Source organism: Bartonella sp. ML69XJBT (assembly GCF_028618515.1).
GTDB lineage: Bacteria > Pseudomonadota > Alphaproteobacteria > Rhizobiales > Rhizobiaceae > Bartonella.
On the sequence record NZ_JAQITB010000039.1, the window covers coordinates 1 to 11,674 of the forward strand.

Sequence of the window (11,674 nt, forward strand, 5' to 3'; positions counted from 1 at the left end):
CAACATCTTCAAAATCTGTGCGGGCAGCAAGAAACAACAGAGTGCCTGTTGGGGAGGGATTAAATCTGTTTCCGCAATGGCTGTACACACCATTCAAAGCTTGTTCGACAGGCGCTACAGCATAGCAGCGGCGAAACCCAATCAGAGTATTTTCAGCGTCTCTTAAAGCCAAATAAAGGGGACGGTTTTGGAACCACTCTGCCATCAATATATCGCGTTCATGTTTTTTGACCGAACACCACGGAAAGTTTGCCAACTCCCATGGATAATCGATTTGGTTCCAGCTTAACTCTTTATCCCCATCATCTATCCAATTGCCAATAAGCCTGCCTTCTTCTCTTGTGAGAACGCACTCTATCTCTGTTGTGCGCCCAAAGGAAAACAAAGTGCCCCCAGTTGTTAAGCGAACACCGCTCTCATACTCCAACATGCTGTCATCAAGGCGTGACATATTGCCTTCAACAGCTTGCACATCATAGCCGTAAACACCACGGCGAAAATCAGAGCGCAAACTTTTGGAAAGGTCGGTAATTGCTTCAATAGCTTCAAGGCTTTTTCGTTCAGGCAACCGGTCAAAGTAGAGTTGAAAGGAGTTCCACCATGCACGCCCCGTCCAGGCGGGTTGAAAGCGTGCAGAAATCTCTAACCATCTCAAACCCATATCAATTGCAGCTACAGAGCCACGTATCCGCTGCCATTCAATCCCCTGGTCAAGAAGATCATAAAGGTTTGGTACATAAGGTGTGAGTTCACCAAGCCCGTATTCTTCAATCAGCCACGGCAAGAAGCGGGGAGGGCGTGTGATCAGTTTAGAGCGTGAAATCCCCAAAACAGAACCATCAACATCTTGATGAAAATCGCAAACATCAGCAAGGCGCTTTTCAAATTCCGTTGCATTTGTGGGGAGGAGGGAACCAACCATTAGCGCGCACGCCCTTTGAAGTTTAAGGTGATTTTTCCAATCGATAAAACTTCTTCATCACAAACCATACTGTCCCTTGTTGGGGTAATGGCAATGACTTTTTGCACACCAGAAATCATGAGTTTTGAAATCCACCACGACAAACTTAATTCACGACCAATGGCTTGTTCTTGTCTCCATGCTGCTCTTAAATTTGTTTCCATTGTTGTAAGAATTTTCAAAGATGTTTCTGGTAACAGCCAAACATCTGCTTCTAAATCCAGCACTTTTTTGACAGCAGCGTGAACAATGATTGTATCATTGGTCATGATGATATTTTTTCTGTGAAGAGCTTCTGAGACTGTTTGTATGAGATCTTCAGATGCCGTTCCTTCTTCATTGTTGCCAAAAAGAGCAACATAGATGGTTGGGTCTTTGCCTTTACGGTAAACAATCGCATCCTTAACACGACTATCTGCTGTTAAGGCTATAAGCTTGTAATAGGGCTCTGTCCCGCTACCATTGCCGCCACGGGCATGAAGTTGAATACGTTCACGATATCTCTCATCACTTTCACCCTCCATGCGGGCAATACCATGCCAGTTTCCCAAAGCGTCAAGAGATTCACCGGTTGCAAAATCAAGAATGTTGTTGCGTGCCGCTTCGTTAATACGCTGTCTTAAAAGCAACTCTCGATAGCTAAAAGCCTCAATGACTTTTACGGACGGATCACTTTCAAGAATGCTATATTCAGGCAAAAGCTCTTTTAAATGGGCAAGAGCAGCAGCGCGTATTTCTTCAAAAGAAAGTTCTGTGATGATTTCCGGTTTTGCAAGCACTCCATTCATTTTATCAATAATCCTTCCATGGTAATGGGCTTGCCTGAAGGCAAATAAATACCTTCAAAGGACAAAGAAACTTGTCCAGCATCAACCATTTTAAAATCAATTTTTTTCAGTTTAAAACGCGGTTCCCACTTGTCTAAAGCCTCAGCAACAGCAGCATAAAGAGCAACAGCAAAAGCATTATTAACCGGTGCATCAATGAGTTCAGCAACGCGTGAACCATAGTCACGCCGCATGACACGCGAACCAATCCGTGTTGACAAAATATCAAGGATTGATTGGCGTAAATGATCAATGCCGGTCAATGGCTTTCCCGTTGTGCGGTCCATTCCACTGTTCAATTGGGACCTCCTGTCATCGAGCCACCAGGGGAAACACCTCCGTGAACATGGCTGTTTCCAATGTTGGTGCCGTTATGCTTTAAGTCACTAGAATGAAGAGCAATACCGCCATCACAATGGAGTGAAATTCCCCTGCCTGCTTTCAGAGCAATGGCTTTTTCTGCGTTTAAGTTCAGATCACCTTGTGCGGTAATTTTGATACCTTCTGGTGCTTGCAGCTCTAATTTCTTACCATCTCCTTTTATCGACACACCATCAGAAATCGTGAGATTAAACTTTCCTCCTGATGTGAGATTAAGGACATAGCTATTTTGTTCATCATCATATTCAATGGTGGTGCCATCCGGATAAAGTGTCTTATGGATATTGCCTTTATCGGCGGCTTGGTTCGCATCTGTATGAATGGAGCCAACAATCACCCCTTGTGATAAATCCCCTGATGACGCGATAACAACTACTTGCTCTCCAACATCGCGCCCTTCATAAGAGCGTGTTTTACCGGCGCGGGCTTGTGTATCTGGAATCCAGTCACTGACAAGATTGCCACTTTTTACCCGATAGCGTGCGTTTTTATGGTCGACATGGCTAATTTTTCCCACCACAACCATATTGGCCACACGTCTTTTTAGATCTGTGATTTCTTTATCGCGTCGCTCTAACATGTCCACCTTCAATTTTATGGTATTTATCTTTATTTCCCACGCCTGTTTCTGGTTCAAAGCTTAAGAAAGGTTCAACGAGTCTTGCTGTTACACTGCCTTCTTCTTCATCCATGTTGGGGATATTTGTCATATAAATGACTTCAAAGGTTAAAATTGCACCATGGAGTGCTAGAGCGCCATTATCGCCAAAGGCAAAAGCAATATTTTGCAGGCGGCATGTTTCAACTGTGTTGTTGAGATTGGGATTAGCGTAGAAAATCTCCTCAACTTCCCATGCTAATTGGTCAACAAAACGCGCTCCATCTTCACATGTTGCATAACATTCAACATCTAGCGTTAAAACACGCCGCCTTACTCCATAATCATAGCCATCTTCAATCGTTTCACTTTGTGTTGAGATATTAATTGCAGGCGTGTTCTCAGGGGAAAAGTTGAAATCACGCATATTGAAAACATTGTCACCAGCTGCCGTCTTTGCTGCTTTGATCAACGCAACAAATGTTTCCCTTATCGTCTCTCTCGGATGCATGGGGGCTCCTGTCCAATTAAGTGTATAAAATGATTGACTAGGATTAATAATGATACTATTATTAGTTATGAGTAATAAAGTTGAAAAAATAATCAGCTTGATGAAAGCATCACCAAAGAACATTAAGTTTTCAGATTTGTTGGCTGTGTGTGTACATTTTTTTGGAGAACCGCGGAACAATGGTACAAGCCACTTTGTTTTTAAAACCCCATGGCTTGGTGACCCCCGTGTGAATATTCAAAAAGGTTCTGGTAACAAAGCAAAAGCTTATCAGGTCAAACAAGTCTTACAAGCGATAGAAAGGATGAAACATGAACAATAATCATTATACATATCGTGTTTTGTGGTCGCAAGAAGATGAGGAATATGTCGGATTGTGTGCAGAATTCCCATCCCTTTCATGGTTAGATGCTCAAGCAGAGAAAGCTTTAAAAGGTATTATGGACCTTGTTTCAGAAGTTGTTGAGGACATGCAACATAATGGAGAAGAAGTTCCTGTGCCTTTGTCACATGGTAAATACAGTGGTAAGTTTCAATTAAGAATACCACCAGAACTCCATAGAAAACTTGCAATACAAGCCGCTGAAAATGGTGTGAGTTTAAACAGATACATTTCTTCTAAACTTTGAATCTTTTAAAAGTCTATACGTACTAAAAGAAATTTAATTTTTATGAAAAACTCTAAATTAAAACAAATACCCGTTTTAAAGACGGATGAAGAAGCAGAAAACTTTGTTGATACTGCAGATCTTACAGATTATGACTTAACTGGTTTTGAACCCGTTCATTTCGAATTTTTCCCTAAAGAAGCCTCTTTGACCACTCCCCACCTTTAACGATAGGGAGGGGAGATGTTTTTTTTACTTAAGCAACCTTTTTAATGGGGCTCTCTAAATTTGGTTCATAAGCACGCAACAAAGAATCCATGCTATGCGGTAACTCTGAAGCTCCGAAATCTGTAAGGATTGCCAAAATCTTTGTAATATTAGGCACGTCATTTTGAAGCTTAAAAATTAAAGCTTTTTCTATCGCATCCATAGTCTCGATAAGAGTATTAAAAGCCTTATCTTCAATATCATCACGATCAGAAAACTGATATAACGCCATCCACAAATCGCATAAAAAATCAATACTGGTATTCATTGTACACCTCCATGGATTTGTTCTCTTAAACATGCCAAACCTCTTGAAGTGATTTTTGTTGAAGGCAGTACCTTTTCTGTCCCATCTGGTCTCTGAATGGTAATCGCAGGACAATCCATGAATCCTTTCTTGATTTTATCCTGATAAGGTAATAGAGGCGCCCCTGGAGCTCGACGATAGACCCAATCATTTTTACGCAAGTAATCTGTTAAATCCTTTGGTCGTACCTCTAACATTTTTGCTGCTTCGATTAAACCAAACAAACCATCCGAACGTTTTAAACCTTCCAAAGCTTTTGCTTTTGGAGTCAATTCAGCAATAACATGATCTTTATGCTCAATTTGGCTTTGTAAGTGATTTAAAACACCAAGTAATGCTTCCGGTTTGGAGTAGTCAACTTGTGGTGTCACTACTTGTTTCAAAAGCCGTTCGCATTTGATAAAGTATTGACGCGCCTCATGCCCTTTGTCATTACGCTCTATCATCGAAAGATGTTTAGCCATGTCTAATGTAATGTGGTATTCTTTTACCTTTCCACCGTTTTCTAAATTTTTAGAAAGCGTTATAAAGTTTATATTTTCCAGAAACTTACATTCTTTAATGCGATTTTTAATCCAGTCTGCAAACTTTGATGTAATTCCTAAAAATGCGTGCAAATCACGCGCATTAACAGTTTGAACAGTCTCTTGATCAATGACCTGTTCTGATATTTCTATAAGTGTGTTCATGAGAACTCCTTGGTAATAGACGTTTTTGATTGACACTCTTTAAAAAGTGCCGGGTGCTCAAAAACACGGTACCAAGTCCGTCGTTACGCTTTTCCCGCAAGGGTATTGTATAGCGTAACCACACCCGACAATATCATTATATGCGTGTAACATACAATGAGTCAAAGCCTTTAATGTGCGGAAAATAAACTATCTCGGTAGCTCGCCCGCTTGGTATTTAAGGTGTTTTTGAGGCACCTGATTCGATTATTCATATTGTCGCTACATTGTCAAGTGGCAATGTAATGTTTTTATAAAAGTAATTAGTCAAATCCTTTGGTCGTACCTCTAACATCTTTGCTGCTTCAATAAGACCGAACAGCCCATCAGAGCGTTTTAAGCCCTCCAAAGCTTGTGCTTTTGGCTTGAGTGTACTCACCTCATTTCTTAAGTCTTCTAATTGATTGATACTCTCTAAAAGGAGTTGTTTAATCGTAAGAGGATTTTCCAAAGCATTGGCAAGATCTACCTGTGGTATTGCTGCTTGCTTTTCCAATTCTTGCCAACGGTCAATGATTTTTGCTCGTAAAGCAGTACTATAACCAGAAACGAGAATTAAACATTCACGCTTGGGAAGGTTGTAACAAGGGCGTGTTTTTCCTTGTTCATCAAGATAACTACTTAAAAATTTAGCCAGCCCAAATTTGGGCTCGCTAAAATCAACCACCCCAAATTTGGGGGCGTTAAGTTCTTCAAGCATTTGCTTAATGTCACGCATAACGTGTTTGTGTTGCTTTTTACACAAATCAGCAATTTCACGACTAGACATAGTTTGAGGGATAGCACTATTAGCAGTGCTTCCTTTAATTTCTATAAGAGTGTTCATGAGAACTCCTTATCGTTAGATGTTTTTCATTGACACTCTAAAGAGAGTGCCGGGCGCTGAAAAACACGGCGATAAGTCCGTCGTTATGCTTTCCCCGTGAAGGTATTTTATAGCATAACCACACCCGACAAAATCACTATATGCTACAAAGCATGTGATGAGTCAAAGCTTTTAAATTTCGGCGGGAAAAGATTATTTCGGTAATCTATCCGCTTATCGTTAGGTGTTTTTCAGGCACCTAATTCAACAATAGACACATTGTTGCCACATTGTCAATAGGTGACTTCATATTTTAAAAAATTAATAAGTGTATCTTTATTTTATCTCCCGCAAGATAAGCTTATACATACCGGATTCAGAGGCTTGTACCTCTGTGATCACGAAGTGCTCTTGAGAGGGGGCTTTGCTGTTTTCAGGGGAAATGATTACAACACTATCTTGAGGGTTTGGTGGTAAGCCTCCAATGTCATTGATACAAAGATCAAGTTCCTTTCTTGCAATTGTCGTGGGGATTCTGCCACCGGCATCCGATTCTGAATGCTTAATGGTATAAATTGCTGTGATCCGAAAAGATTGCTGATTGTCCTTTCGCGTGTAGATGATGGGCTGCCCAAAAGTGTTGCGCACATCTTTAACCATTTGGTTTAGCAGCCCGTGCCATCGCATGTTATTTCGCTCCAATCACGGCTTTAAACAGCATTTCAGGGCGTGTGCAAATGTAAAGCGGATAGCTATAGACCTCCGGTTTTACCCATGCATTACGGTCGTGATCAACGATCAACATGGTGTAGAGAGGCTTTCCAACGGTGTTGGCAAAATCCAAGCTTTCACCAGGAGCAAAGGTTTTTTGGAATACACCAGGCGCATCAACAGGAAAGAATTGACATTCATCAGGCTTAATTCCTATGGCACGCTTTGTTCCAGCCTTCGCACTCACATTATAGTTGTGAATACTCCGGTAATTAATAAAAGTGACACCTGCAAAGTCAAAACTGCCAAAACTTCCAGAACCAATTGCGCTTGGTGTTGCAACACCTCCGGCGCTATTAAGTGTTTGTGCTAAGGCTGTGTTGAGATAAGTTTCACGAATTGTTTTATGGTTTTTCAACTTGGAAAAGAATTCATTTCCACAAAGCCCAATAATGCGCGAACGATCAGAAAATGCTCCTTTTGAAGCCTCAATCATCCTCATAATGACCCGATCAACATTGTCAGCAACATTGGTTGTCTCATTATTCAGTTTAAAGTCAATGGGCTTTGGTGGCGTGATTTCCCATTCTTTGTACCAGTCAACAATGACAGAGCCATCAGCATCAAGGACAACACCTTGAACAGCGCCAAGCTGCATATTTTCCCATGTCAATTCGATTTCAGAAATCAGTTTCTTTTGTTTTCTGGCAATATATTTCATTGCTGTCTCGAGTTGATCTTCTGCGCCAAATTCACGCCGGTTCTGGATTTCTTCTGATTTCACCGTATCACTTTTGGCAATCCGTGTTGTTTTGAAAAACCGAAGATTACGACCCTCTCTATCACCTTCTGCCAAAGGTGCACCACGTTCACTGGTTTGAATAAGCGAAAATGTATTATCACGCCGTTCAATACCAACCACTGTGGTACTGGTTTCAACTTCCTCAAAAAGATTAAGAGAGCTTACAAGACCAGGTTGAAACTCATAGTTTTCAATGGCTTTCATCATTGTGATGCTTGAGAAAGCATCATGTTTAAAAAAATTCATATCCATGTGTGCATTCTCCTATCGCAATAGAATGTTGTTTTTGTCTTCGAAAGACTGAATGGCCGCGTTCTTTTGCTCATCTGTGATGGCATCTGGCCATAGCAGTTCAGAAGCTTTTACAGTGCATAAGCGTGCTGTAATAACGGCGCGTTGATCGGCGCCTGTTGCGTCAACAGTGGCAAAAGAAATCCCTGCCGGTGTTTGACTGCCATCCGATGCTGCTGGATCAAGAGGGACATATTTTTCCGTTTCAGTCACCTTTCCCATGACAGTTCCCGCTTCAATGAATGCTCCTGATGCAAACACCACTTCTTCGTTTGACATATCGGGGTCGTAGGGTCCAAGATAAGCGCCATTGCGTACGTCATCATAAATAATATTCGTCATTTCACTGCCCTCCAAGCTGTTTCCCATTTTGCATGAATCTTTGCCTTACTGTTTTCATCAGCATGAGGCGCATAAGGCGATACTTTCAAAGACGCGCTTTGAGAGCTAGCAGCCGTCAACACGCACTGGCGTGCTTTCTCGATGCTCATACCGTTTTGAATAGCTTTTGCTGCGTCAAAAGAAACGCCTAAGTGCTTTGCTTGCCTTTCAAGGGTTGTTAGTGCTTTTGCGCGCTTTCTTTCTTTTTCAAGAGCAGCTTTTATGTTTTCCTGCTTGTTTTCATTGTCTTCGTCCTCTTCGTCTTCTTCATCGTCGAAGTCTTCGGCGTTTTTGTCGATGTCACTATCGTCTTCGTCCTCTTCCTCGTCATTGATGATGTCGACAATCTTTTCGTCATCATCTTCTTCAGCGCGGTATTGTGTGCGTGCCATGTGTTTTGTCTTTCTTTTGTTGTTGATGTTGGGTTTTGTGATATGGAATCCGTTAAGGCTTCCAAAGCTTGCGCAAGGGTGCCTTGCACATCTGCTAATCCAAGCGTGATCGCTTGGGTGCCTATAAAAGTTTCTGCTTTTGTGTCACGAATTGTAGCAGCATTTAAGCGTCTGTTTTTTGCAACCAAATCGACAAACATCTCGTAGAGCAGGGCGCAATCGGCTTGCATTTTTATCTGTGCTGTATCGTTCAAGGGTTCATGAGGGTTGCCATGAACTTTGTGATCACCTTCAAAGACAAAGGTCCATTTATGTCCGTGTTTTTCATCTGCACGGGATTGGTCAAGATGGGCGCAAACGACACCAATCGAGCCTACAACACCCGTGCGAGCAACCCATATTTGAGAAGCAGAACAAGCAATGGCATAAGCTGCAGAACAGGCAAACTCATTGGCATGCGCCCAAATGGGTTTGTTATATTTTTTTGAGAGTGTTTGAAACTCTTCAACCAAATCAAACACACCGCCGGCTTCTCCACCGCCGCTGTCAATATCAAGTAAAACAGCGCGAACATCAGGTTGTGCAATGGCTTCACGAAAAGAAGCCCCCAAACCTTCATAAGAGGTTAGCCCCGATAAAGCCCCAAGCCATGCACCACGGCGCACAAGCGTGCCATGAACTGGTATTATGGCAATATTGTTTTGTACTACATAAGTTTCAGGTGGTCTTAAAGCTTTCGTATCCCCTTGCGCAAAAGCCCCAGGGGCAAACTTTTCTCCCTCAAAAAGACGCGGCGCAAGAGCATTCAAAATGATATCAAGCTTTGTCGAGGCAAGCATATGAGGAACACCAAAAAGCCGTGATACCAAAAACGGCATGTCGAGATTATTCACCATTTTTGTGTGCCTCACTGCCTTGGTTGCTTTCATAAGTCTCAGAAGGGTCTGAATCTGCGGTATCAATTACTTGATTGCTACCAGCCGGTGCCGCCATATCGGTGTCAAAAGATAAGCCGCGTGCACGAGCATCTGTGTGTTCTTCTTGCAGTTCGGCATGAATGCTGTCGATATCAAAGCCCCGCTCGGCAAGTGCCATGCGTCGTGTTTTCAAGCCAGCACGGATTTCTTCTTTTTCTGCCGAAATATCCTTGTTTGGATCAATCATTTCAAGCGGTGGTGCAAAGCTTTCACATTGAAGCCATGGCAAGGGATTTTCTTCCCATCCGGGTAAGTGAACGCGTCCAGAAAGTACTGCCATTTCAACAAAACGTTCCCAAATAATGCGGTTAAACTGAAAGGCAATGATATGTTCACGCCATTGTTTGACGTGCCGTCTAAACTGAATGATAGAGGTACGCACATTGGAAAAATTACCGCGCGTAACGTCTCCAGTCACAACGGCATAAGGCATATTAAGTGCTGCACAAATTTTCAAGATATTGCGAAATTGAAAAGCCTCATAAGAGCCACCAACCTCAACAGGGGTTGAAAATGTAATTTGTTTTTCGCCATCGACCACGTTAACTGAGCCGGGGTAAATTTTATCCACGTCAGCTGCCTCTTCAGGCTTCTTTGGGGGCGTTGTTTGCTCACGATTTCCCTCTAATTCTTCCTCATGAGATTCCTTCCCTGTAATAAACACCGCGAAAAGAGCCGCTGTCCTTTTTCGATCAAGTTCTGCATCATCATAGGATTCGAGTTGAAAGATCTTTGTCATACAGCGCGTTATTTTGGGAGAACCGCGCAATTGTCCGGCAATACGGCGCTCTTTGATATGAATGACCATTTCAGCAGGGACGCGCACGCGCTCTTGGCTCTCAAATGCCATATTTGCAGGGACATCATCATAGGGGTGATGTTCCCAGAAATGATAAGCAACACGCTTACCACTGGCATTAAATTCAATCCCCATACGAATGTAATTGCCTTCAATCTCAGCCGGTCCATTGTAGGAAAGGTCCAACATTTCGGTGGGATAAACTTGCAATTGAAGAGGCACACCAGAGCGCCCGTAGAGGTCGACATAGTGTAGTCTTACAAAGCATTCTCCAGTTAAAAAGACCTCTCGTGCAATGGTTGCTTGAAGTCCATAAAAATTGGCATCTTCATCATAGTCCGCTTCATCAACCCATTGCCACCACAAGTCTAAAAGCTTTTTCTTTTCTTCTTGAAAACCTTCAATACGAGGATAAGGTTTAATCCCATCACTGACAGCTGCAGAGACCCATTCCTCCGTTGCAGAACCATAAAGAGATTCATTGTCATAAAGCCATCTTGAACGGGCAACAATGGTATCACCGCATTCCTCAATCGCTTTATTGATATGTTTTTTTGCGGGGTCAAAACCACCCATACGGCGGCTTTTGCTTGCCGCTTCAAAATGGGGATTGTGTTGACGAGAAATTGTAAAAAAGCCCGTGAGTTTATTGAAAAAACCAGCCATTAATAGCCTCGTGATATATTAAAATAGAAAACGCGTGAACGCTTGCGTCCTTCAAGGTTGGCTATTTGTGTGTTCAGCATCTCAAGCGCTCTGCGCAGTTCCTCAACAGAACGGTTGCTGACTTGCTTATCGCCATGGCGCACCGATTGTGCTCCCGAATAAAGAGCTTCTTCAATTTGCTCACGCCGCCTTTTTAAACTTTCTAATCTCGAAAATTTGCTGTTAATTGGTTCTAAAGGTTCACCCATACATTACCTCCAATCCCCTCGCATATAAGGATTCATCATTGTTCTGAATGGCTTCTTTTTAGGCTGTATTGTCTGAGATTTTCTTGGAGAAGGAGAGGGCACATGTTCTGATATTGGCTGCTCTAAAGAGCCCTCAATTTTAAGTTTTTCCAAACGCTCTTCTAAGATATCGACTTCTCGATTAAGGTTTATTCCTGCCGAAATCAGACCTTGTAAAGCAGCATAAGCATAGACCCTACAGTCCAAGGCTTCATTTCTTGCCTTTTCGCTTTTTTGCCATTCAATGCGCTTAAAGCCTTTAAAATATTTGATGACTTTTCTTTCAGCGGTTAGCTGGTCAAAATATTCCCGATCAAGGTTTTTGTGAAAGTGTGTTGCACCAGCCCCCGATGCTTCAGGACCGGATTTTTTAAA

The 11,674-nt window shown here is 42.3% G+C and carries 19 protein-coding genes; 3 read left to right on the forward strand and 16 right to left on the reverse strand.

Annotation, left to right across the window (positions count from 1 at the left end; translation table 11 throughout):
- The 5 genes from PVV68_RS08525 to PVV68_RS08545 all read right to left on the reverse strand — a co-directional run.
- On the reverse strand, positions 1 to 922 hold a 922-nt coding region (locus PVV68_RS08525), incomplete at its 3' end, for a phage tail protein (RefSeq protein ID WP_273782893.1).
- The gene (locus PVV68_RS08530) at positions 922 to 1,749 is read right to left on the reverse strand and encodes a baseplate J/gp47 family protein (protein ID WP_273782894.1); all 828 of its coding nucleotides are present in this window, start codon (positions 1,747 to 1,749) and stop codon (positions 922 to 924) included. The genes PVV68_RS08525 and PVV68_RS08530, both read right to left, overlap by 1 nt.
- Entirely contained in the window at positions 1,746 to 2,087 is a 342-nt protein-coding gene (locus PVV68_RS08535) for a GPW/gp25 family protein (protein WP_004856773.1), read from the reverse strand. The genes PVV68_RS08530 and PVV68_RS08535 overlap by 4 nt, the downstream gene beginning before the upstream one ends.
- Positions 2,084 to 2,749 (reverse strand): phage baseplate assembly protein V, encoded by a 666-nt coding sequence (locus PVV68_RS08540; RefSeq protein WP_273757289.1) that lies wholly within the window; start codon positions 2,747 to 2,749, stop codon positions 2,084 to 2,086. The genes PVV68_RS08535 and PVV68_RS08540 overlap by 4 nt, the downstream gene beginning before the upstream one ends.
- Positions 2,730 to 3,278, reverse strand: coding sequence for a hypothetical protein (locus tag PVV68_RS08545; RefSeq protein ID WP_273757290.1), 549 nt, complete (start codon positions 3,276 to 3,278; stop codon positions 2,730 to 2,732). The genes PVV68_RS08540 and PVV68_RS08545 overlap by 20 nt, the downstream gene beginning before the upstream one ends.
- A 49-nt stretch (positions 3,279 to 3,327) precedes the next feature.
- Between PVV68_RS08545 and PVV68_RS08550 the strand changes: the two genes are divergently transcribed.
- From PVV68_RS08550 to PVV68_RS08560, 3 genes are read left to right on the forward strand one after another with little or no spacing between them, the layout of a single operon-like run.
- On the forward strand, positions 3,328 to 3,600 hold the full coding sequence (locus PVV68_RS08550; RefSeq protein WP_006589097.1) for a hypothetical protein: 273 nt from the start codon (positions 3,328 to 3,330) through the stop codon (positions 3,598 to 3,600).
- On the forward strand, positions 3,590 to 3,907 hold the full coding sequence (locus tag PVV68_RS08555) for a type II toxin-antitoxin system HicB family antitoxin (protein ID WP_004856761.1): 318 nt from the start codon (positions 3,590 to 3,592) through the stop codon (positions 3,905 to 3,907). The genes PVV68_RS08550 and PVV68_RS08555 overlap by 11 nt, the downstream gene beginning before the upstream one ends.
- Before the next feature lie 42 nt (positions 3,908 to 3,949).
- A complete protein-coding gene (locus PVV68_RS08560) occupies positions 3,950 to 4,114 on the forward strand; it encodes a CopG family antitoxin (protein ID WP_273755853.1) in 165 nt (54 codons plus the stop codon).
- 28 nt (positions 4,115 to 4,142) lie between these two features.
- On the opposite strand, the gene PVV68_RS08565 is transcribed toward PVV68_RS08560, so the two are convergent.
- From PVV68_RS08565 to PVV68_RS08615, 11 genes are all read right to left on the reverse strand, one after another.
- A complete protein-coding gene (locus PVV68_RS08565) occupies positions 4,143 to 4,421 on the reverse strand; it encodes a hypothetical protein (RefSeq protein ID WP_273757291.1) in 279 nt (92 codons plus the stop codon).
- Positions 4,418 to 5,149, reverse strand: a complete 732-nt coding sequence (locus PVV68_RS08570; RefSeq protein ID WP_273782895.1) for an antA/AntB antirepressor family protein — start codon at positions 5,147 to 5,149, stop codon at positions 4,418 to 4,420. Before PVV68_RS08570 ends, PVV68_RS08565 begins: the two co-directional genes overlap by 4 nt.
- Positions 5,150 to 5,399: 250 nt before the next feature.
- Entirely contained in the window at positions 5,400 to 6,014 is a 615-nt protein-coding gene (locus PVV68_RS08575) for a Rha family transcriptional regulator (RefSeq protein ID WP_404978441.1), read from the reverse strand.
- A 315-nt stretch (positions 6,015 to 6,329) separates the two neighbouring features.
- Positions 6,330 to 6,680 carry a hypothetical protein gene (locus PVV68_RS08580; protein ID WP_273755880.1) on the reverse strand — a complete coding sequence of 117 codons (351 nt, stop codon included), beginning with the start codon at positions 6,678 to 6,680 and terminating at the stop codon, positions 6,330 to 6,332.
- A gap of 1 nt (position 6,681) precedes the next feature.
- Positions 6,682 to 7,758 carry a major capsid protein gene (locus tag PVV68_RS08585; protein ID WP_273782897.1) on the reverse strand — a complete coding sequence of 359 codons (1,077 nt, stop codon included), beginning with the start codon at positions 7,756 to 7,758 and terminating at the stop codon, positions 6,682 to 6,684.
- Positions 7,759 to 7,770: 12 nt separating this feature from the next.
- A complete protein-coding gene (locus PVV68_RS08590) occupies positions 7,771 to 8,139 on the reverse strand; it encodes a head decoration protein (protein WP_273782899.1) in 369 nt (122 codons plus the stop codon).
- Complete coding sequence (locus PVV68_RS10655) at positions 8,136 to 8,516, reverse strand: hypothetical protein (RefSeq protein ID WP_273782907.1); 381 nt, start codon at positions 8,514 to 8,516, stop codon at positions 8,136 to 8,138. The genes PVV68_RS08590 and PVV68_RS10655 overlap by 4 nt, the downstream gene beginning before the upstream one ends.
- Positions 8,399 to 9,466, reverse strand: coding sequence for a S49 family peptidase (locus tag PVV68_RS08600; RefSeq protein WP_273782901.1), 1,068 nt, complete (start codon positions 9,464 to 9,466; stop codon positions 8,399 to 8,401). The genes PVV68_RS10655 and PVV68_RS08600 overlap by 118 nt, the downstream gene beginning before the upstream one ends.
- Positions 9,456 to 11,012, reverse strand: coding sequence for a phage portal protein (locus tag PVV68_RS08605; RefSeq protein ID WP_273782903.1), 1,557 nt, complete (start codon positions 11,010 to 11,012; stop codon positions 9,456 to 9,458). The genes PVV68_RS08600 and PVV68_RS08605 overlap by 11 nt, the downstream gene beginning before the upstream one ends.
- Positions 11,012 to 11,260 (reverse strand): phage head-tail joining protein, encoded by a 249-nt coding sequence (locus PVV68_RS08610; protein ID WP_273782904.1) that lies wholly within the window; start codon positions 11,258 to 11,260, stop codon positions 11,012 to 11,014. Before PVV68_RS08610 ends, PVV68_RS08605 begins: the two co-directional genes overlap by 1 nt.
- Positions 11,261 to 11,263: 3 nt before the next feature.
- Positions 11,264 to 11,674, reverse strand: a 411-nt coding sequence (locus tag PVV68_RS08615; RefSeq protein WP_273782906.1) for a terminase gpA endonuclease subunit, incomplete at its 5' end; no start/stop codon positions are given.